The organism is Hymenobacter lutimineralis (genome assembly GCF_008271285.1).
Classification (GTDB): Bacteria; Bacteroidota; Bacteroidia; order Cytophagales; family Hymenobacteraceae; genus Hymenobacter; species Hymenobacter lutimineralis.
In genome coordinates, this window is the sequence record NZ_VTHL01000020.1 from 19,930 (window position 1) to 39,328 (window position 19,399).

Here is a 19,399-nt window from a genome sequence, read left to right on the forward strand (position 1 = left end):
GAAGGTACAGGGGTAGCTTAGAGCCAGCCCTGGGCCTGCATCCAGTCGTCGTTGTAGATTTTGCCGAGGTAGCGCGTGCCGTGGTCGGGCAGGATGATAACCATGGTGTCGCCCTCCTTCAGGTGTTCTTTGGCGTATTCGAGGGCGCCATGCACGGCCGAGCCGCACGACCAGCCCACGAACAAGCCTTCTTCTTTGGCCAGGCGGCGCGTCATCACGGCCGCATCCTGGTCGGTTACCTTGATAAACAGGTCGATGAGGTCGAAGTCAACGTTCTTGGGCAGAATGTCTTCCCCGATGCCTTCGGTCTTGTACGGGTAGATTTCGTTTTCGTCGAAAATACCCGTCTCCTTGTACTTCTTGAACACCGAGCCGTAGGTGTCGAGGCCCACGGCCACGAGGCTGGGGTTCTGCTCTTTCAGGTACTTAGCCGTGCCGCAGATGGTGCCGCCGGTGCCCACGCCGCAGGCCAGGTGGGTGATGGTGCCTTCCGTCTGCTGCCAGATTTCGGGGCCGGTGCTTTCGTAGTGGGCCGCGGTGTTGGAGAGGTTGTCGTACTGGTTGGGGTAGAACGAGTTGGGCGTTTCCTGGCTCAGGCGGCGCGCCACGGAGTAGTAGCTGCGCGGGTCTTCGGGGGCCACATCAACGGGGCACACTACCACCTGGGCGCCCACGGCCCGCAGAATGTCCTGCTTTTCCTTGCTCTGCTTGTCGCTCATCACGAAGATGCACTGGTAGCCCTTGGCAATGGCGGCCAGGGCCAGGCCCATGCCCGTGTTGCCGCTGGTGCCTTCGATGATGGTGCCCCCGGGCTTCAGAATACCGGCTTTTTCGGCATCTTCCACCATTTTCACGGCCATGCGGTCCTTCACCGAGTTGCCGGGGTTGAAGTATTCCACTTTGGCCAGCACGGTGCCCTTGATGCCGTCGGCTACTTTATTGAGCTTGACCAGGGGCGTGTTGCCAATGGCTTCAACAATATTATTCAGGTACATTATCAGAAAAGGTCATCTGGGTGAGAGCCGGCAAAGGTACGGATTTGCCGCCGTAGCCCGGGGGCCGGGCCGGCTTTCCTGGAAAGTCCTCCACCCGCCAAGCCCCATCGGCTTCTGCCCCGCCCGGCCCATGGCAAACAAGGCTTCGCGCTCCACCTAAAAAAGCCTACTTTTGCCCCGCCGATGCCTTTGGCTGCCGGCGAAATTCCCACCCTCAACCCGCAATTTTCCGCTAACCCCACTTCTATGAGTGTTCTGGTCAACAAGGATTCCAAAGTGATTGTGCAGGGCTTTACTGGCTCCGAAGGCTCGTTCCATGCCCAGCAGATGATTGAGTACGGCACCAACGTGGTGGGCGGCGTGACGCCCGGCAAAGGTGGCACCCAGCACCTCGACCGGCCCGTGTTCAACACCGTGGCCGAGGCCGTAGAGCAGGCCGGCGCCGATACCAGCATCATTTTCGTGCCCCCGGCTTTCGCCGCCGACGCCATCATGGAAGCTGCTGATGCCGGCATCAAGGTTATCGTGACCATCACCGAGGGCATCCCCACCAAGGACATGATTGCGGTGAAAGAATACCTGAAGGGCCGCGAAGGTCTGCGCATGATCGGGCCCAACTGCCCCGGCGTAATGACCGCCGGCGAGTGCAAAGTGGGCATCATGCCCGGCTTTATTTTCCAGAAAGGCCGCGTAGGCATCGTGTCAAAGTCGGGCACACTGACCTACGAAGCCGTTGACCAGCTCACCAAAGCCGGCCTGGGCCAGACCACGGCCATCGGCATCGGCGGTGACCCCATCATCGGCACCACCACTAAGGAAGCCGTGGAGCTGCTCATGAACGACCCCGAAACCGAAGGCATCGTGATGATTGGCGAAATCGGCGGCGGCATGGAAGCCGAGGCCGCCCGCTGGATCAAGGAAACCGGCAACAAGAAGCCCGTAGTTGGCTTCATTGCCGGCCAGACGGCCCCTCCCGGTCGCCGCATGGGCCACGCCGGTGCCATCGTAGGCGGCGCCGACGACACGGCCGCCGCGAAAATGGCCATCATGCGCGAGTGCGGCATCCACGTGGTAGACTCGCCCGCCGAAATTGGCGACACCATGCTGCGCGTGCTGAGCGGCAAGTAGAGTTCGGCTTTCTCCGTAAGCTAAAACGCGGCGCTTCCCCTGGCTGGGAGGCGCCGCGTTTTTTGTTTTAGATAATCTCGTCGGGCCAGGATGTTAATGATTGAGCGACGCTTATTTTGCGCCATCTTTTCGCCTTATCTCCTTGCTACATGAACAATCTGCACGCCGACGCCAACCTGCGCGAATGGGCAACTTACCTGCATCTTTCCCAGCTGGCCGGGCTGCTGGTGCCCGGGGCGGGCTACATCGTCCCGATTGTGCTGTGGCAAACCAAAAAGGATGAAATTCCGGGCCTCGATGCCCACGGCAAAATGGTCGTCAACTGGATTATCAGCACTCTGATTTACGGGGCGGTAGGTGCGCTGCTGTGCATCGTGCTGATCGGTATTCCGCTGCTGATGGCCCTGGGGCTGATATCCATCATCTTCCCCATCATTGGCGCAGTGAAGGCCCGGGACGGGGCCTTATGGTCGTATCCGCTGTGCCTGAAGATTATTTCCTAGACGCAGCCGGGCGCATCCTTATCTGCCCCATTGTAAACGGCCAAAAGCCGGTACCACGACACCGTGACGCAGCAGTGGCGACAGAGTCGCGTGGGGCAGTCGGTGGTGCTGCAGGAAGCCGCGTTTGAGTAATAAGCTATTTATCGTTTTATGTGTCGATGCATTTTTACCCTCTGGATGGTCCTTTTGCTAGTGGGGTTATTAAGCCCTTGGCCGGGTTTCAGCCAGGTTGCTACGTCCGACTCGGCTTACCGGCATGTTATTCTCCCTGAAGTAGCCGTGCAGGTGCACCCCAGGGCCCGGCTGCTGCGGCCCCCCGGCGAATCGCGCGGCCTGTACACGTCGTTCGGACATAAGCTGCTCCCGACCAGCCGGGTGGCCGTGTGGCATGGCCCGCCGGACAGCACGCGCACCTACCGGGTGCGGGCCGTGCGCGTACGGCTGGGCGCCCGCACGCCCGAAAAGGCCAGCGGGTTGTTTGAGGCCCGCCGCAACTTTCAGGAAGGCCGCGTAGCCCTTTGGCTGAGCCCCGGCACCCGCACCCTGGCCCCCGACGCTACCCGAAACCTGCTGGCCCAAAAGCTGCTGCTCACACCGGATAACGCGGGCGAAAAGAAGGGCTGGCTGCGCTTCGATGTGGCCGACCAGCGGGTAGTAGTGCCAGCTCAGGGGCTGTTCATCGTGGCCGAAGGGCTGACTACGCACCCGCAGGAAACCTACGTACGCCGCCGCATGCTGGTGCAGCCCCTGGATGGCAAGACGCCGCCCCAGGACCTGAATCTGCAAAATCCCAAGCTTAAAAAAGGTGACGGGGTGAGAGTGTATTCCTACGCGGAGGTTGCCCCACCTTCCGGCCCGCCCCGGCTGGCGGCCGAAAGCCTGTTCCCCACCTTGGCCTACCGCATGGTGGAGGAGCCTGGGCAGTGCCAGAGCTGGGTGTGGCGGGCTCCGACCGGCAAACAGCCCGCCCGGTGGATGTCCGTGACGGAAGTGCAGACGGCGTTACGCCAGCGGGAGCCCAAAGCTACCTACGCGCTGGACTTTAACTTCGACCTGGAGCTGGAAGTAGAGGAACTCTGAGCGGCCGTACGCGGTGCGCCTACCCGCGCCGCAGCTTCCCACGCACAAAAGCGCCCGTCCGGATAGCCGGACGGGCGCTTTGTTTAAAGAAAGGTGGTATTTACTGGCCCAGCTTGGCTTTCAGGTTGGTGTCCAGGGCCTCCAGGAACTCCTCGGTGTAGAGGTAGTCGCGGCCGTGCTCTACTTTGTTGCCGTGGATGCAGACGGCGAGGTCCTTGGTCATCTTGCCGCTTTCCACGGTTTCGATGCACACCTGCTCCAGGGCGTGGCAGAAGTCAATCAGCTCCTGGTTGCCGTCGAGCTTGCCGCGGAACTCGAGGCCACGCGTCCAGGCGAAGATGGAGGCAATGGGGTTGGTGCTCGTGGGCTTGCCTTTCTGATGGTCGCGGTAGTGGCGCGTCACGGTGCCGTGGGCGGCTTCAGCCTCCATGGTGCCGCCATCGGGCGTTACCAGGGTGGACGTCATCAGACCAAGTGAGCCGAAGCCCTGGGCCACGGTGTCGCTCTGCACGTCGCCGTCGTAGTTTTTGCAGGCCCACACAAAGTTGCCGTTCCACTTCAGGGCTGAGGCCACCATGTCGTCGATGAGGCGGTGCTCGTAGGTGATGCCGGCGGCCTTGAACTTGTCTTGATAATCCTGCTCGTAAATCTCCTGGAAGATGTCCTTGAAGCGGCCGTCGTACTTCTTCAGGATGGTGTTCTTGGTGCTCAGGTACAGCGGCCAGCCCTTCATCAGAGCCTGGTTGAAGCAGGCGTGGGCAAAGCCGCGGATGCTTTCGTCGGTGTTGTACATGGCCAGGGCCACGCCGTCGCTCTTGAAGTTGAACACCTCAAACGACTGCGCCTCGCCACCGTCCTCGGGCTGGAAGGTGATGGTGAGCTTGCCCTTGCCCTTGGTTACGAAGTCAGTGGCGCGGTACTGGTCGCCGAAGGCGTGGCGGCCGATGCAGATGGGCGCGGTCCAGTTGGGCACCAGGCGCGGCACGTTCTGCATCACGATAGGCTCGCGGAATACGGTGCCGTCGAGGATGTTGCGGATGGTGCCGTTCGGCGACTTCCACATCTGCTTGAGGTTGAATTCTTTTACCCGCTCCTCGTCGGGCGTGATGGTGGCGCACTTGATGCCCACGCCGTACTGCTTGATGGCGTTGGCCGCATCGATGGTCACCTGGTCGTTGGTCTCGTCGCGGTACTCGATGCCCAGGTCGTAGTACTTGATGTCAAGGTCCAGGTAGGGCGTAATCAGCTTGTCCTTGATAAACTTCCAGATGATGCGCGTCATTTCGTCGCCATCAAGCTCTACTACGGGGTTGGCTACTTTGATTTTGGTCATGTCGGAGGAGTTAGATTAAGTAGAAGGTTGGCCAAACAAGGCGGCTAAGGTACACGGCGCCGCCACAAGTTCTGGCATACCAGCCCCGGATTTCCGGTTGCTCCCGGCTGCCGGGCCTCAGCGCCTGCCCTCCTGCCCGCCCACGCTGAAGATGAGGCCGAAATTGAAGACCGAGTTGGCGGCCTTCATGTACTTGCGGTGGCGCAGGCCAAAGTTGCTGCCGCTGATAAACTGAAACTGCACCGGCCCGAACAGCCCTACCCGCGTCCAGGTGATGGGCTCGAGCAGGATGTTGGTTTCGGAGGGGCCGGGCTCGTTGTTGAGCTTGAAGTCGTACATGTTCATATAGCTCACGCGCAGGGCCGTGCCGTAGCTCACGGGCCAGTCGCGCTGGAGCAGGTGCACGGTTTTGCTGTCCTTGGAGGAGTAGTTCACCTGCACGAAGTACTTTTCGAGGCGGGCGTCGCGCCGCTCCGTCACCTCTCCTTCCCGGGTGCGCTCGGTGCGGCTGCTCTTGCCGAAGCCATAGCCGGCGTAGGCTTCAATCACGCGCTTGTCGCGCAGGCGGGTGAAGTAGCCCACGCCCAGCTCGCCGAAGTCGTGGTCCAGGGCTTTTTTCTTTTTATCGGTGTGCAGGAAGGAGGCCGTGCCGATAATGCCCAGGTGGTTGGTGGCCGCGTAGGCGCCCTGGGCCGTGAAGTTGCCCTGAAAGTTGACGTGGGCCCCGCCGCTGAACTCGCCCTGCTGGGTGAGTAGGGGCGCGTTGGGCGCGGGCGGAAAGTACATGGAGGCGCAGCCGCTCAGCAGCAGCGGCACCCCGGCCAGGGCAGCTCGGAAGGCATGTTTCATGAGGTTTCGGAGAGGATGGTCGGGGGCAGAACGACAAAAACCCGGTTTCGTTGTGTAGCCGTGGCCCCCGGCGCGCCGTATGGAAGGCGGCGCGGCGCTACGGCCGGGCTTCACGTAGTTTTTTTTATGGCAGTGGCTACTCTTTCCTGCGACGCATTGATTATCGGCTCGGGCCAGGCCGGCAACCCGCTGGCTACGGCCCTGGCCCGGGCCGGCCGGAAGGTAGTACTGGTGGAAAAAAACCTGCTGGGCGGATCCTGCATCAACTACGGCTGCTCGCCGGTGAAAGCCATGCTGGCCTCGGCCGAGCGGGTGCAGCAGGTGGCCACGGCGGCCGAGTACGGCGTGCAGGCCAGCGCCCCCCGCCCCGACCTGCGGGCCATTGTAGCGCGCAAGGACGCCATCATTCAGCAGCTGCGCGACGGGGTGCGCCGCAACCTCACCCGGGAGCAGGCCGGCATCACGGTACTGCACGGGCACGCCGCCTTCACGGGCCAGCACACGGTGCGGGTAACCCTGGAGGGCGGCCAGGAGCAGCTGGTAACGGCCCCGCTCATCTTCATCAACACGGGCACGCGGGCGGCCGTGCCGGACGTGCCCGGGCTGGCGGAAAGCGGATTTCTGACCAACGTGGAAATCCTGGACCTGAAAGAGCTGCCCGAACACCTGCTGATTCTGGGCGGGGGCTACCTGGGGCTGGAGTTCGGGCAGATGTTCCGCCGCTTCGGCAGCCGCGTGACCCTGGTCGAACACGCCGACCGCCTGCTGGAACACGAAGACTCCGACGTGTGCGCCGCCATGCAGGCCCAGCTGGCCGCCGATGGCGTGGAGCTGGTGCTGGAGGCCGAAGTGCGGCGGGTGTCGCGCAACAAGGCGGGGCAGTACACGCTCACGGCCAGTACTCCCGATGGGGAGCGGCGCCTGCACGGCACCCACCTGCTGGTAGCCACCGGCCGCACGCCCAACACCGACGACCTGGGCCTGGACGCGGCCGGCATCGAGACGGATGAGCGAGGCTACGTGCTGGTGAATGAGCGGCTGCAAACCAACGTACGCGGCGTGTACGCCCTGGGCGACGTGCACCCGGGCCCCCAGTTCACCCACCTGGCCTACGACGACTACCGCGTAGTGCGCGACGCGCTGCTGCACGGCAAGCGGCGCTCGGCCAAGGCTCGGCCCCTGCCCTACGTGGTGTTTACGGAGCCCCAGCTGGGCCGCATCGGCCTCTCGGAGCAGCAGGCGCGCCACCAGAAGATTCCGTACCACGTGGCTTCCATGCCGGTGCGGGTGGTGGGGCGGGCCCTGCAAACGGGATACACCACGGGCTTTATGAAAGTGCTGGTGGACGAGCGGCGCCGCATCCTGGGGGCCGCCATTTTCAGCGAGCAGGGCGGGGAACTTATGTCGATGATTCAGCTGGCTATGGCGGGCCGGCTCACGTGTGAGCAGCTGCAGGACACAGTGTTTGCCCACCCTACCTGGGCGGAGGCACTGAATAACCTCTTTGCGAAGCTGGTAAAAGCCCGCTAGCAGCTGTTGGGCGACGAGGCTGGCGGGATGCAGACTTTTTCATAACCTTGCTACTGCATTTTCTGCTGCTGGCCACGTATGCTCCAATTTCGCTCACTCCTGTTCGCCCTGGCTGCGTTGTGCTGGCTGATGGCCTGCGAATCTGCCCCGCCTGCTACTGCCACCCGTAGCCTTGCTACCAGCCGCCCACTGCGCACCCCTGTTCCGGCAGCCGGCAGCGCAACGGCCAATTTCGCAGTCCCCAAACCTAACTCCGAATATGCCGGAGTGTACGCCGTATCAGATACGGCTATCTGCCCGCTGTTCATCACCATCACCCGCCAGGGCAATGCCTACTTGTTTTCCTGTACCAACGGCCGCACGACGAAAGGCAACGTACAAATCAGCCGGGAAGCCGATGGCATGTACTTCACCTTCGTTGGCCTGAAGGGCGAGGACCTTGAGGAGGATATTTCAGCCAGCTGGGAGGACGGCACCTTGCGCATCCAGAACTATGGTAACTCCATGAACGAGTACACCCGCTTCGGCAACTGCGACGCCAAGTACCTGGAATTACGGCGGCAGTAGCTGCTACTTCCTCACCCAGCTAGCCCATATCCAGCGGAGCGTACCTTGGACCCGGCTGAATATATCAGTTATGCACTGTCACAATGGGGACAATAGTTGCCTATGGCAAGTCCGATGCATAGCGTAAGTTTGCTGAACGCCTGGCAGCTCCCGGCTGCGGTACTTACGCTTACCTGGGTTACACAATGAAACTATTCTTACCGCTGCTGCTGGGCTTACTGGGGGCCGAAGCTGCACAGGCCCAGCTCAAACTGGGCGCTACCGGGCTGATAGCGGGCTACACCACGCTCAAGGTGGACCCGCGCTTACAGATGGTGGGCCGGTTCCCGGTATACATCGGCGACACGGATATGGACAACATCCGGGTGGGCGCCTACACCACGTTTCAGCTCCCGCACGGCCTACAGCTGCGGCCGGAGGTCTCCTACGTTAATCATAGCATCTGGATGAGTGCCTGGAACCCCGACATGGACCCCATGGTGGACGATGCCAACTGGATAATGTCTACTATTCTACCGAACTATAAGCGGGCGGAAGTGGCGCCCCTGGTGGTGAAGCAGTTCAAGTACTGGCAGCTGCACACCGGCCTGTTCGGCTGGTACCGCCTCCCCGACCCGAATGCGGACCAGGTGCCCAGCCCACGGCCCAACCGCTACATCTTCTACGACATCGAGCAGGGTATTTCGCCCTTCGTGGGCGGGTTCAAGCTGGGCGGGGGCCTCACCCTAGGCCGCCTGCACGCCGATGTGAACTACAGCCGGACGCTCACCAGCATCACCAAGCGCACCATTATGCACAACGGAGTGCCCACGCCGTTTTTCCCCCGGCTGCACGCTTCCAGCTTCACCTACGACCTGCGCTTTGATTTGTACAAGCCGAAAGAGTAGGTAAGCGCAGCCTTGAGTAGTACGCCACGCTTCGTAAAAACGCCCGCCGCAACGTTCGTCGCGGCGGGCGTTTTGGTAGTACCTATTTAGTCCCGGCTGCTGAATACGGTGGCTACGCCGATGGGTAACTGCTGGTACTGCGCGACGAACTGGTGCAGCAGTGGCAACAGCTCCGGCACGGTGTTGCGGAACGTGCGGAACGCTACTACGCGCAAGGTGGGCAACAGCGCCAGGTTTTGCTGGAAGGGCAGGTTTTGGTCGGTGGTGAGGAGGAAGTCGAAGCCCGCCGCGGCAGCTTTGGGGAGGAGCGCGTCGTCGGGCTGGGCAGACCAGCTGGCTTCGGTTACTGTCTGTACATCGAAACCGGGTAGCTCCCGTTTCAGTCGCCGGGGAAGGCATTCATCAAGCAGCACTTTCACGCAGAAAGTCGGGCGAGGTCAGAAACTGCTGGGCGCGGTCGAGCAAAGCAAGGGCCTGCTCCCGGCGCACGGCGGGAAAATCGTCGAGGAAAATTTCCAGCGTTTCGCCGGTTTCGAGGTAATCGAACAGGGTTTTGACCGGCACCCGCGTACCGGCAAATACGGGCGCACCGCTCATCACGCGCGGGTCGACGGATACAAGCTGACTGCTCATGGTGCTGGTGGTTTTTGGCTTTGCTAAGTACGAATATTTTTACCTGACCATCGTGCAGAGCGGAGCGAAGCATTTCGCGTGCTGATGTTGTGCTGGTAATCTGATTACTACACTAGCGAGATGCTTCGCTCCGCTCTGCATGAAGGTTTAGCTTACTTTATAAATCAAACCGCCCGCCGCAACTCTCGTCGCGGCGGGCGGTTTTATCACTACCTCTCCCCTACTTGGCGTAGGCTACGGCGCGCATTTCGCGGATAACGGTGATTTTGATCTGGCCGGGGTACTGCATTTCCTTTTCGATTTTCTGGGAAATTTCGTAGCTCAGCTCCTGGGCGCGGTCGTCGGTCACGTTGTCGGCATTCACCATCACGCGCAGCTCGCGGCCGGCCTGGATGGCGTAGCACTGCAGCACGCCGTCGAACGACACGGCGGTTTCTTCCAGCTGCTTGAGGCGCTTGATGTAGCTTTCCATCATCTCGCGGCGGGCGCCGGGGCGAGAGCCGCTAATGGCGTCGCAGGCCTGCACCAGGGGCGAAATCATGGCCGTCATCTCGATTTCGTCGTGGTGGGCGCCGATGGCGTTGACCACGTCGGGGTGCTCCTTGTATTTCTTGGCCATTTCCATGCCCAGGATGGCGTGGGGCAGCTCGGGCTCCTCGGTGCTCACCTTGCCGATGTCGTGGAGAAGGCCGGCGCGCTTGGCGTGCTTCACGTTCAGGCCCAGCTCAGCGGCCATGGTGGCGCAGAGGTTGGCTACTTCGCGGGAGTGCTGGAGCAGGTTCTGGCCGTAGCTGGAGCGGAAGCGCATGCGGCCCACCATCTTGATCAGCTCGGGGTGCAGGCCGTGGATGCCCAGGTCGATGATGGTTTTCTCCCCGATTTCCACAATTTCCTCGTCGATGTTCTTGCGGGTTTTGGCCACGATTTCCTCGATGCGGGCCGGGTGAATGCGGCCGTCCTTCACCAGCAGGTGCAGCGAAAGGCGGGCCACCTCGCGGCGCACCGGGTCGAAGCCGGAGATGATGATGGCCTCGGGCGTATCGTCCACGATGATTTCGACGCCGGTAGCGGCTTCGAGGGCACGGATGTTGCGCCCTTCCCGACCAATAATCTTGCCTTTTACGTCGTCGGATTCAATGTTGAAAATCGAGACGCAGTTCTCGATGGCGTGCTCGGCGGCGGTGCGCTGAATGGTTTCGAGCACCACCTTTTTAGCGTCTTTCGTTGCCGTAAGCTTGGCCTGGGCCACCACGTCCTTGATATAGGAGCTGGCCTGAATCTGGGCCTCGTTCTTGAGGCTTTCCACCAGCTGCTCGCGGGCTTCGGAGGCCGTGAGGCCCGAAATGGCTTCGAGCTGCTGCTGCACCAGGCGCTGCTTTTCGCCGAGGTCGTGGCGGGTGGTTTCCAGCTCTTCTTCTACTTCCCGCTCGCGCTGCTCCAGCTTGGCCAGCTGGTTTTCCAGGGTTTGGCGGCGCTTCTCATCCTGGGCATCCAGCCGCTCACGCTGCTGCTGGGCCTGGGTTTCAATCTTTTCGCGGGCAATATCCAGCTCCTTTTCCTTGCGCTGAATCTGCTCGAGCTGCTTCTGGGTGGTTTGGGTGAGCTGCTTAATGCTTTGCTCCTGCTCAACCACGGTAGCGCGGCGCTCCGTCAGTTCCTGCTCCAGGGCTTGTTTCTGCCGGCGGCTTTCCTGCTCAAACTCCTGCTTGAGGTTGCGGAACTTGTCCTTGGATTGCTGAATCCGCTCGTCGCGGATGCGGTTGGCCTGCTGCTCGGCCTCCTGCAGCAACTGCTGGGCGCGGGCTTTAGCGTCGGCTTCGTGGTCCTGCCGGGCTTTGCCAGCCAGCAGGCGCCCCAGCACAAAGCCAACCGCGAGGGCCGCTATGGCTAAGACAATATAAATAGTTTCGGACATGAGCTATGGTTTTGGAAAGTGAAGAAACCCATAGCAGAGAACTGCGAAGCCGCGGGCCCCGGAGCCGTTTGCTCCCCGGGCCCGCGGGCTCCAAAACGTACGCGGCTCCGCCGCTACCCGAGTACTACCCCCGACAACAGCTCATCCAGGCGCGCCAGGCGTTCGGTTAGAGCTGCATCGGTACCGTCCTTCTCCTTGCCCACTTTCAGGCGGTCGGCCATGGTGGCCAGGGCCAACATGGCCAGCAAGTCCTGCTTGTCCTGAATGCCGTACTGGTCCCTGAATTCGCGCAGCCGCTCGTTGAGCATGCGCCCGGCCAGGCGCAGCCGCTCTTCGTCCTGGGCGGCTACCCGCATGGGGTAGTCGCGGTCGGCAACGCGGATTTTGATGGATAATTCAGTCATCAGCAGGTGGGCTGGCAGGGTAGATGGTCGTTACTCCCTCAAATAGGCAAGGCACTTATCTATTTCGCGGATGTATTCGTTGAGGCGAAGTTTTAGCTCGTTAACGTTGGCAGGTTCTCCTGCTATGGTATTGACAAGTTTAGTGATATTCTCCTGATTCTGGAAATCCTTCAACTGCCGCTCCCGGTCCCGCACGTCGGCGCGCAGTTGCTGAACCGTGGTGTGGGCGTCGGCCAGCTCCTCGCGCAACTGCTGATAAGCAGCCACTAAGGTGGTTACCTGCCGCTCCAGGCGGTCGAGTTGGGCAAGCTGCTGAGTGGAGGCCATTGGCAAAAGAGTTTCTGGTTTCTGGCTGCTAGTTTCTGGTTAGCGACCAGCATTTCGTGCTTATAGGTAGTGGGCAAGGCAGCAACTGGCGGCGCAACGGCATAACCCGGGCATCTAAACTAGAAACAAGCAACCAGAAACCAGAAACTCATTTCCGAATCAGCGCGCCCGCCTGCTTCTCGAACTGATCAATAAGGCGCTGCATCACCCCGTCGATGGCCTGGTCAGTGAGGGTTTGCGTGGGGTCTTGCAGGAAGAAACTCACGGAATAAGACTTTTTACCGGTGCCCAGGTTTTCGCCCTCGTACACGTCAAACACGTTCACCTGCTGGAGCAGCTTTTTCTCGGCGCGGCGGGCAATCTGCTGCAACTGGTCGAAAGTGACGGTCTTATCGACCACCAAGCTCAGGTCGCGGCGCACTTCCGGGAACTTGGGCAGCTCGCGGGCCACCAGGGTGTTTTTGTACTTGCGCATCAGCCAGTCCCAGTCCAGCTCGGCGTACCACACCGGCTGCGACACGTCCAGCTGCTTGAGCACCGTGCCCGACACGGCGCCCAGCTGCGCTACCGGCTGGTTCTGGGCCAGCAGGGTGAGCCCACCGGCCAGGTAAGGGTGCTGCACAGGCTGGGAAGCGGGCTGCCCAAAGCCCAACGAGGCCAGCACCTGCTGCACCGCGCCCGCCAGCTGGTGGTAAGAAGCCTTTTCCGATTTCTGCTGCCAGGTTTCGGCCGAGGCATTGCCCGTCAGGTAGAGGACCAGCTTGTTCTGCTCAGTGTACTGCCCATCGGCCTGGCGGTGGTAGGTTTTGCCGAACTCATAGAGCTTCAGGTCGCGCTGGCGGCGGTTCACGTTGTAGCGCACCACCTCCAAGCCGCTGTGCAGCAAGGTAGGGCGCAGCACGTTCAGCTCGGCGCTGTTGTAGTTGAGCAGCGGCACCAGGGTTTCGTCCCGCTCCCCGTTCTTTTCGAAGTACAGGGAGTTGGTGATGGAGTTGGTAATGATTTCCGAGAAGCCCTGCCCGCTCAGCAGGCGGGCCGTGTTCTGGCGGATGATTTCCGGGTCGGGGTTCGGGAACTTAGCCAGGTAGCTGGCCGAGTTGTGCGGGCGCAGGGCCACGTGGTTGTAGCCGTAGATGCGCAGTATCTCCTCAATAATATCCGCCTCCCGGGTCACGTCCACCTTGTGCGGCGGCACCGACAGAATCCACTCGGCGTGGCCAGCTTCGTCGGTCAGCTCCTCGCTGATGAGGATGTCGAGGTCCGTCAGAATCTGACGGATGCGCTCCGGCGCTATGAACTGGCCCACGAGCTTTTCCACCCGGGGCAAGCGCAGGCGCACAGGATTGTGGCCAATGTGTGTCGGGTATTCATCCACGATGGGTGCGGCCACGGTTGCACCGGCCACTTCCTGCAGCAGCAGGGCAGCGCGTTTCAGGGCAATGAGCACCATGTTGGGGTCGGTGCCACGCTCAAAGCGGAAAGAAGCATCGGTTTTGAGCTGATGCGTCTGGCCGGTTTTGCGCACCACGGCGGGACTGAAATAGGCGCTTTCCAGGAACACACGCGTAGTACCCTCCGACACCCCGGAGGTTTTGCCCCCGAACACCCCGGCCAGGGCCATAGGCTGGCCTTCCGCGTCGGCAATGACGAGGTCGGCGGCTTTGAGGGTACGCTCGGCGCCGTCCAGCGTCACGAACTTCTCCCCTTCTTCCGCCCGCTTCACGCGCACGTGGCTGCCGGTAATCTGGCTGGCATCGAAGGCGTGCAGGGGCTGGCCCAGCTCGTGCAGCACGAAGTTGGTCACGTCCACCACGTTGTTGATGGGCGAGAGGCCAATGCTGCGCAGGCGACGCTGCAGCCATTCCGGCGAGGGGCCTACGTGCACGTTGTCCAGCAGCAAGCCGGCGTAGCGCGGGCTGGCCGCAGCGTCTTCCAGGGTCACGCGGATGTTTTGCGCAGCCTCGGCAGGCGCATGGAAGCCGCTGATATCGGGCAGGTGGCAGGGCTGGCGCAGCAGGGCACGCAGCTCGCGGGCCACACCAAAGTGCGAAGCCGCGTCGGCGCGGTTGGGTGTCAGGCCAATCTCGAACACTGAATCGGAGCCCAGGCCGAAGTACTCGGCGGCGGGAGTACCGTTGGGCAGGTCGGTGGTGAGCACCATAATGCCGGCGTGCGAGTGACCCAGCCCGATTTCATCCTCGGCGCAGATCATGCCTTCGGAGGCCGCCCCCCGAATCTTGGATTTCTTGATTTTGAACGGCTCCCCTTCGCTGGGATACAGCATAGCGCCTTCCAGGGCGACTACTACCCGCTGCCCGGCCGCCACGTTGGGCGCACCGCACACAATCTGACGCGGGGTAGCGTCGCCTACGTCCACCGTCGTCAGGCTGAGCTTGTCGGCATCGGGGTGTTTTTCGCAGGTGAGCACCGTGCCCAGCACCACACCCCGCAGGCCGCCTGGCACGCTTTCCAGCTCCTCAATGCCTTCTACTTCCAGGCCCGAGCCAGTGAGCAGGCGCCCGATTTCCTCAGCGGGTTTGTCGGTTGGAATCAGGGTACGGAGCCAGTCGAGGGAAATTTTCATTAGAAATGCAGTCGTCAGAAATCAGTAATTGGCGTTGGTCCAGGCCAACAGGCCAGGCAAAGGTACGGATTTGCGCTACCGCAAAACGCCCGGTTTTTTGCCTACGGTCAGGTTACTCTTTGTCTCCGGCAGCGTGGTCGGCGTGGTCGTGAAACTCCTTTTCGCCGGCTTCAATGGCAATAGGCAGCCGGTTATCGGTGGGCGGCACGGGGCAGGCGTAGGCGTCGTTGTAGGCGCAGTAAGGGTTGTAGGCCTCGTTGAAGTCCAGCGCCAGCTCGGTGGCACCGGCTGGGGGCAGGGCCGCATCGAGGTAGCGCCCCCCGCCGTAGCTGGTGAAGCCATTGGTTTTGTCGGTGAAGGGCACAAACAAGGTGGAGTCCTGCCCATCGGCCTTCAGAAATAACGTGAGCTGCTGGGGTTGCTGATTGAGCTGAAAGGAGGCCCGACCCCACCGCAAGTAGTTTTCCGCCTTGCCATCGGTCAGGGCCATGCTCACCGTATCGGGCCGGGAATAGACTTCCAGCTGAGCCTCCACGCGGTAGTCCGGGTTGGGGGCAAAATAGCGCAGGCTGTCGAAGGTGTCGCGCTGCTCCTGGCTGAGCGGGGAGCCATCTACGCGGCGGAAGGCGTCGTTTTTCTCCTGCCGGGTTTTGCGCAGGCGCACGGCGTACTGGTTATCGTTGAAAACAAGGTCGGTCAGGAAGTAGCCGATAACAACCAGCAGGCCCAGGCCGATGAGGAATTTGGGAGTAAGGCGCATGCGGCAAAGGTAATTGCTCGTTGCCCGTTGTCCGTAGCCCGTTTCCAGATTAGGCCCTACTCACCTAATGGCCAGTTCACCTTACAGCATGCCTTCATCGGCGAAGCTGTAGTAGCCCGCGTCGGTGTAGATAAGGTGGTCGAGAATGGGTAGATCCAGGAACTGCCCGGCTTCCTTGAGCTTGCGGGTGAGAGCAATGTCGGCCGCCGAGGGGTTACGGTTCCCGCTGGGGTGGTTGTGCACCAGAATAACCGACGAAGCCAGCTGCTCCAGGGCTTCCTTGAAAATCAGCTTCGGGTCAGCCACCGTGCCTGCTACGCCGCCGCGGCTGATGCTGACCGTGCGCATCACCACGTTGGCCCGGTTCAGTAGCACCACCCAGAACTCCTCGTGGGGCAAGTCCTGCAAGTGGGGCTTGATGACGCGGTAGATATCGGCGGAAGAGCCGATAACCGGGCGGGCCGCGGCTTCGGTTTCTTTGCGCCGCCGCCCCAGCTCCAGCGCGGCCACAATGGTAATAGCCTTCGCCTCGCCAATGCCTTTCTGCCGCATCAACTCTTTCACCGACATGCGGGCCAGCGCGTTTAAGTCGTTCTGCACCGCGCTGAGCACCAGTTTGGCTACATCTACGGCCGAGAGGCGGGCGGTGCCGGAGCCCAGCAGAATGGCCAGTAGCTCGGCATCGGAAAGGGCCGACCGGCCTTTTTGCAGCAGCTTTTCACGGGGCCGGTCTTCCTCGGCCCAGGCTTTGATGCTGAAGGATGTCGGCGTCGCGTAGTGCAGGGGGGCCGTGTCGGATATTAATTCGGATAGCGTCATAGAAGGCTGCCTAAGATAGAATCCGACGGAATTATGCAAAAAATACAATAACACCCAGATCAATAAAGTAAAAAGCCAAAATTTTCGTCTTCTACTTTTGCCAGGGCGCCCCTGAACTAAAAGACTTGCGCCTGGTTTTGCCTCCTGATATGTCTCGACTAACTGGTTCTCTTTTCTTCCTGGCGGCCTTGCTGGCGGCCGAATGGTATAGTTTTCAAGCCGTGCGGGCCCTGGCCCCCGCGCCCGGCTCCCCGGCACGCCGTTTGGTGCTGGCCGGCTATTGGCTGCTGACGGTGGCCGTGTGGGCGCTGGGCATCTGGGCCATGAGCAACCGGCGCGAGCATCCTTCCTTTAAGTCGTACCTGGGCGGGGTGCTGCTGGCCATGCTGGCCGCCAAGCTGGTGGTGCTCATTCCGCTGCTGCTGGAAGACCTGGTGCGCCTGGGCCGCTGGGTTTGGCAGGCGGTGAGCCGGCCAGCGGGTAGCGGCAGCGGGCCCGCTATTTCGCGGAGTGAGTTTCTGAGCAAAGCCGCACTGCTGGCCGGGGCCGTGCCTTTCGTGTCCTTGCTCTGGGGCATGGTGAAGGGCGGCACCGATTACACGGTGAAGCGCGTAACGCTGCGTTTTCCCAACCTACCGGCCTCGTTCGACGGGTTCAAGCTGCTGCAGATTTCTGACCTGCACTCGGGCTCTTTTCACACCAAGGAGCCGCTGCAGCGGGCCGTGGCCCTCATCAACCAGCAGCAGGCCGATCTGGTGGTGATGACCGGCGACCTGGTAAACAACCTCGCCACGGAAGTAGAAGAGCACATCGATACGCTGGCGGGCATCCAGTCCAAACTGCCCATCTTCTCCATTCTGGGCAACCACGACTATGCCGACTACGTGGAGTGGCCCACCCGCGAGGAAAAGGTGGCCAACCTGAACCGCCTTAAGCAAAACCACGCCAAGATTGGCTGGCGCCTGCTGCTCGACGAAAGCCACACGCTTGAGCGCAACGGCGAAAAGATTTCCATCATCGGGGTGGAGAACTGGGGCGCGCAGATGCGCTTTCCCAAGTACGGCAACCTGGCCAAGGCCCACGCCACTTCCGGCGACGCCCCGTTCAAGATTTTGCTTTCCCACGATCCTTCCCACTGGGATGCCCAGGTGCACGAGTACCCCGATATCGACCTGACGCTCTCGGGCCACACCCACGGCATGCAGTTCGGCATCAACCTGTCGTTTCTGAAATGGAGCCCGGTGCAGTACGCTTATAAGCAGTGGGCGGGCCTCTACCAGCGCGGCAAGCAGTACCTGTACGTAAACACCGGGCTGGGCTTCATCGGCTACCACGGCCGGGTGGGCTTCCTACCCGAAATCACCGTGTTCGAGTTGAAGCGCGCTTAAGCCGTTCTTTTTGTTTACTTCTGAAACGCCACTGGTCTTTTGCCCAGTGGCGTTTTCGTTGTAGGGGTTAGCCCTATTGGTAACCGTGCTCCAAGCACTACCGTATAGGCTCCATCTTCCCTAACTCTCCCTTCCCCCTCCCACCAAACTGCTCTTTATCAAATGAAAAAGACCTTGCTTTTGCTCTCGTGTGCCGTGGCACTGACGATGGGCGCCTGTTCGCAGGAAAAAACAACCGACACCGCCACCACCAACATGGAAGGTGACGGTATGACGACCACCACCACCACGACGACAACGACGATGTCGCCGGCTATGTACACCAAGGAAGCCGTGGAAAGCCGCGCCGACCGGATGGCGGCTGACATGGCAGCTAAGATGAAGCTGGACGACGCCATGCGCACCAAAGTGCGGACCGTCTATGTGAACCGCGGCATGCGCATGAGCGAGCTGGCCAACAAATACGCTTCTGATACGACCGGCATGGCCGCTGATATGCGCAACGTATACAGCGAGGCCGATATGGAAATGAAGCAGGTATTCGTAGATCCGGCCATGTACACGCAGTACGAAACCGACCGGATGAGCTACTACGACACCAATTACATGGACGACACGAGCATGTCGGCTGATGCTTCCGGCTCTTCCGATGCCAGCATGGAAGCCAGCTCGAAGACCAAGTACGACGATGGCTCGAAAGTGAAAGTAAAAAGCGACGGTGACGTAAAAATCAAAGACGCCGAAGGCAACAAAACCAAAATGGACGCCGACGACGGCACCGTGAAGGACAAGCCGGAGAACGGCGACAAAACCGTTATTAAGTAAGCTCAGTCCGGCTGCCTTGGCCGGATCCTTGCTCTTCAAAAGCCACGCCGTGCAACGGCGTGGCTTTTTTTTGCCTCCTTTGGAGCCAGCCCGTCGATGAAAACGGCCGGCTGGGCGTTTTTCCCTGAGCTCCTACCCGGGGGTTGTATTAGCTTTGTACCCAGGATGTCTTTTCGATTGCTGCCCGTTGTTTTACGCACCCTACTGGGCTTTTTGGGCCTGCTGCTCGCTAGTCAGGCAGCGGCCCAGGTACGCGTGACGGGCTCCATAGAAGAAGCAGCTACGCGCAAGCCAATTCCCGGGGCCTCGGTAGTGGTGCAGCGCACGCGCCAGGGCGTAGTAGCCAACGAGGAAGGCGACTTCGGCATTACAGCCGGCCGCACCGACACGCTCATTTTTCGGGCCGTAGGTTTTAAGTCGCAGCGGTTGCCGCTGGGTGGCACGGGCTTGTCGCAGCTGATCGTGCAGATCAAGCTGGTACGCGACAGTATCCAGCTGGGCGAAGTGAAGGTGCGCAGTGGCCGCCCCGACGAAGCTACCATCAACCGGGCCCTGCGCAATATCAAGCGCCCCAGTACGGCTCCGACCAGCGCCGTGAAACGCCCCCCGGCGCCCAAACCCCTGTTCCCCGTCGATTCCATGGCGCCCAAGCCCCCGACTCCCTCCCTGCAAAGCCCGATAAGCTTGCTCTACGACCAGTTTTCGCGGGAAGGCAAGCAGCGGCGCAAAATGGAAGAGATTCAGGCGGCCGAGCAGGCCGCCGCGGAAGCGGCAAAAAACCGCAAAGCCCGCCAGCAATACAACCGTAACTTCAAGGATAATACGGGCTACGAGGTAGAGTAAGGGCTGCTGCTGCCAGGGCCCAATGTGGG

General features: G+C 61.1%; 19 protein-coding genes and 1 pseudogene. 9 read left to right on the plus strand and 11 right to left on the minus strand.

Annotation, left to right across the window (positions count from 1 at the left end):
- Positions 1 to 20: 20 nt before the first annotated feature.
- A pseudogene (locus FY528_RS16540) lies at positions 21 to 995 on the minus strand (PLP-dependent cysteine synthase family protein); the annotation flags it as partial.
- Between the two features lie 246 nt (positions 996 to 1,241).
- Here FY528_RS16540 and sucD point away from each other — a divergent pair.
- The 3 genes from sucD (at position 1,242) to FY528_RS16555 (ending at position 3,706) form a co-directional block, all read left to right on the plus strand.
- The gene (gene sucD, locus FY528_RS16545; RefSeq protein ID WP_149072193.1) at positions 1,242 to 2,123 is read left to right on the plus strand and encodes a succinate--CoA ligase subunit alpha; all 882 of its coding nucleotides are present in this window, start codon (positions 1,242 to 1,244) and stop codon (positions 2,121 to 2,123) included.
- 149 nt (positions 2,124 to 2,272) lie between these two features.
- A complete protein-coding gene (locus FY528_RS16550; RefSeq protein ID WP_149072138.1) occupies positions 2,273 to 2,626 on the plus strand; it encodes a DUF4870 domain-containing protein in 354 nt (117 codons plus the stop codon).
- Between the two features lie 177 nt (positions 2,627 to 2,803).
- Positions 2,804 to 3,706, plus strand: coding sequence for a hypothetical protein (locus FY528_RS16555; RefSeq protein ID WP_149072139.1), 903 nt, complete (start codon positions 2,804 to 2,806; stop codon positions 3,704 to 3,706).
- A 100-nt stretch (positions 3,707 to 3,806) separates the two neighbouring features.
- Here the strand turns inward: FY528_RS16555 and FY528_RS16560 are convergent, their stop codons facing one another.
- On the minus strand, positions 3,807 to 5,039 hold the full coding sequence (locus tag FY528_RS16560) for an NADP-dependent isocitrate dehydrogenase (RefSeq protein WP_149072140.1): 1,233 nt from the start codon (positions 5,037 to 5,039) through the stop codon (positions 3,807 to 3,809).
- A gap of 117 nt (positions 5,040 to 5,156) precedes the next feature.
- A complete protein-coding gene (locus FY528_RS21305) occupies positions 5,157 to 5,888 on the minus strand; it encodes a hypothetical protein (RefSeq protein ID WP_187632162.1) in 732 nt (243 codons plus the stop codon).
- A gap of 126 nt (positions 5,889 to 6,014) precedes the next feature.
- On the opposite strand from FY528_RS21305, the gene FY528_RS16570 reads away from it, so the two are divergent.
- From FY528_RS16570 to FY528_RS16580, 3 genes are all read left to right on the plus strand, one after another.
- Positions 6,015 to 7,418, plus strand: coding sequence for a mercuric reductase (locus FY528_RS16570; protein WP_149072141.1), 1,404 nt, complete (start codon positions 6,015 to 6,017; stop codon positions 7,416 to 7,418).
- Between the two features lie 78 nt (positions 7,419 to 7,496).
- On the plus strand, positions 7,497 to 7,985 hold the full coding sequence (locus tag FY528_RS16575; RefSeq protein WP_149072142.1) for a hypothetical protein: 489 nt from the start codon (positions 7,497 to 7,499) through the stop codon (positions 7,983 to 7,985).
- Between the two features lie 185 nt (positions 7,986 to 8,170).
- Positions 8,171 to 8,872 (plus strand): hypothetical protein, encoded by a 702-nt coding sequence (locus FY528_RS16580; protein WP_149072143.1) that lies wholly within the window; start codon positions 8,171 to 8,173, stop codon positions 8,870 to 8,872.
- Positions 8,873 to 8,958: 86 nt separating this feature from the next.
- Here FY528_RS16580 and FY528_RS16585 read toward each other — a convergent pair whose 3' ends face one another.
- The 8 genes from FY528_RS16585 to radC form a co-directional block, all read right to left on the minus strand.
- The gene (locus tag FY528_RS16585; RefSeq protein WP_149072144.1) at positions 8,959 to 9,291 is read right to left on the minus strand and encodes a DUF5615 family PIN-like protein; all 333 of its coding nucleotides are present in this window, start codon (positions 9,289 to 9,291) and stop codon (positions 8,959 to 8,961) included.
- Positions 9,275 to 9,505 (minus strand): DUF433 domain-containing protein, encoded by a 231-nt coding sequence (locus tag FY528_RS16590; RefSeq protein WP_149072145.1) that lies wholly within the window; start codon positions 9,503 to 9,505, stop codon positions 9,275 to 9,277. The genes FY528_RS16585 and FY528_RS16590 overlap by 17 nt, the downstream gene beginning before the upstream one ends.
- A gap of 220 nt (positions 9,506 to 9,725) precedes the next feature.
- Complete coding sequence (gene rny / locus FY528_RS16595; RefSeq protein ID WP_149072146.1) at positions 9,726 to 11,420, minus strand: ribonuclease Y; 1,695 nt, start codon at positions 11,418 to 11,420, stop codon at positions 9,726 to 9,728.
- Positions 11,421 to 11,533: 113 nt separating this feature from the next.
- Positions 11,534 to 11,824 carry a cell division protein ZapA gene (locus tag FY528_RS16600; RefSeq protein WP_149072147.1) on the minus strand — a complete coding sequence of 97 codons (291 nt, stop codon included), beginning with the start codon at positions 11,822 to 11,824 and terminating at the stop codon, positions 11,534 to 11,536.
- A gap of 30 nt (positions 11,825 to 11,854) precedes the next feature.
- A complete protein-coding gene (locus FY528_RS16605; protein ID WP_149072148.1) occupies positions 11,855 to 12,151 on the minus strand; it encodes a hypothetical protein in 297 nt (98 codons plus the stop codon).
- Positions 12,152 to 12,299: 148 nt separating this feature from the next.
- Entirely contained in the window at positions 12,300 to 14,735 is a 2,436-nt protein-coding gene (gene pheT / locus FY528_RS16610; protein ID WP_149072149.1) for a phenylalanine--tRNA ligase subunit beta, read from the minus strand.
- A 112-nt stretch (positions 14,736 to 14,847) separates the two neighbouring features.
- Positions 14,848 to 15,495: a DUF1684 domain-containing protein gene (locus FY528_RS16615; RefSeq protein ID WP_149072150.1), complete on the minus strand. Its 648-nt coding sequence runs from the start codon at positions 15,493 to 15,495 to the stop codon at positions 14,848 to 14,850.
- 81 nt (positions 15,496 to 15,576) lie between these two features.
- The gene (gene radC / locus FY528_RS16620; protein WP_149072151.1) at positions 15,577 to 16,314 is read right to left on the minus strand and encodes a RadC family protein; all 738 of its coding nucleotides are present in this window, start codon (positions 16,312 to 16,314) and stop codon (positions 15,577 to 15,579) included.
- A gap of 149 nt (positions 16,315 to 16,463) precedes the next feature.
- Between radC and FY528_RS16625 the strand changes: the two genes are divergently transcribed.
- From FY528_RS16625 to FY528_RS16635, 3 genes are all read left to right on the plus strand, one after another.
- Positions 16,464 to 17,702: a metallophosphoesterase gene (locus FY528_RS16625; protein ID WP_149072152.1), complete on the plus strand. Its 1,239-nt coding sequence runs from the start codon at positions 16,464 to 16,466 to the stop codon at positions 17,700 to 17,702.
- Between the two features lie 162 nt (positions 17,703 to 17,864).
- Positions 17,865 to 18,527, plus strand: a complete 663-nt coding sequence (locus FY528_RS16630; protein ID WP_149072153.1) for a hypothetical protein — start codon at positions 17,865 to 17,867, stop codon at positions 18,525 to 18,527.
- Positions 18,528 to 18,692: 165 nt separating this feature from the next.
- Positions 18,693 to 19,370, plus strand: coding sequence for a carboxypeptidase-like regulatory domain-containing protein (locus FY528_RS16635; RefSeq protein ID WP_187632163.1), 678 nt, complete (start codon positions 18,693 to 18,695; stop codon positions 19,368 to 19,370).
- Positions 19,371 to 19,399: the final 29 nt, after the last annotated feature.

Bases quoted from the DNA above. Each gene is read 5' to 3' on its own strand.
- FY528_RS16575 (WP_149072142.1), top strand. From the start codon at position 7,497: ATGCTCCAATTTCGCTCACTCCTGTTCGCCCTGGCTGCGTTGTGCTGG.
- FY528_RS16600 (WP_149072147.1), bottom strand. From the start codon at position 11,824: ATGACTGAATTATCCATCAAAATCCGCGTTGCCGACCGCGACTACCCC.
- FY528_RS16635 (WP_187632163.1), top strand. From the start codon at position 18,693: ATGTCTTTTCGATTGCTGCCCGTTGTTTTACGCACCCTACTGGGCTTT.
- FY528_RS16555 (WP_149072139.1), top strand. From the start codon at position 2,804: ATGGTCCTTTTGCTAGTGGGGTTATTAAGCCCTTGGCCGGGTTTCAGC.
- FY528_RS16550 (WP_149072138.1), top strand. From the start codon at position 2,273: ATGAACAATCTGCACGCCGACGCCAACCTGCGCGAATGGGCAACTTAC.
- FY528_RS16580 (WP_149072143.1), top strand. From the start codon at position 8,171: ATGAAACTATTCTTACCGCTGCTGCTGGGCTTACTGGGGGCCGAAGCT.
- FY528_RS16560 (WP_149072140.1), bottom strand. From the start codon at position 5,039: ATGACCAAAATCAAAGTAGCCAACCCCGTAGTAGAGCTTGATGGCGAC.
- FY528_RS16625 (WP_149072152.1), top strand. From the start codon at position 16,464: ATGTCTCGACTAACTGGTTCTCTTTTCTTCCTGGCGGCCTTGCTGGCG.
- FY528_RS21305 (WP_187632162.1), bottom strand. From the start codon at position 5,888: ATGAAACATGCCTTCCGAGCTGCCCTGGCCGGGGTGCCGCTGCTGCTG.
- sucD (WP_149072193.1), top strand. From the start codon at position 1,242: ATGAGTGTTCTGGTCAACAAGGATTCCAAAGTGATTGTGCAGGGCTTT.
- pheT (WP_149072149.1), bottom strand. From the start codon at position 14,735: ATGAAAATTTCCCTCGACTGGCTCCGTACCCTGATTCCAACCGACAAA.
- rny (WP_149072146.1), bottom strand. From the start codon at position 11,420: ATGTCCGAAACTATTTATATTGTCTTAGCCATAGCGGCCCTCGCGGTT.
- FY528_RS16570 (WP_149072141.1), top strand. From the start codon at position 6,015: ATGGCAGTGGCTACTCTTTCCTGCGACGCATTGATTATCGGCTCGGGC.
- FY528_RS16590 (WP_149072145.1), bottom strand. From the start codon at position 9,505: ATGAGCAGTCAGCTTGTATCCGTCGACCCGCGCGTGATGAGCGGTGCG.
- radC (WP_149072151.1), bottom strand. From the start codon at position 16,314: ATGACGCTATCCGAATTAATATCCGACACGGCCCCCCTGCACTACGCG.
- FY528_RS16615 (WP_149072150.1), bottom strand. From the start codon at position 15,495: ATGCGCCTTACTCCCAAATTCCTCATCGGCCTGGGCCTGCTGGTTGTT.
- FY528_RS16605 (WP_149072148.1), bottom strand. From the start codon at position 12,151: ATGGCCTCCACTCAGCAGCTTGCCCAACTCGACCGCCTGGAGCGGCAG.
- FY528_RS16630 (WP_149072153.1), top strand. From the start codon at position 17,865: ATGAAAAAGACCTTGCTTTTGCTCTCGTGTGCCGTGGCACTGACGATG.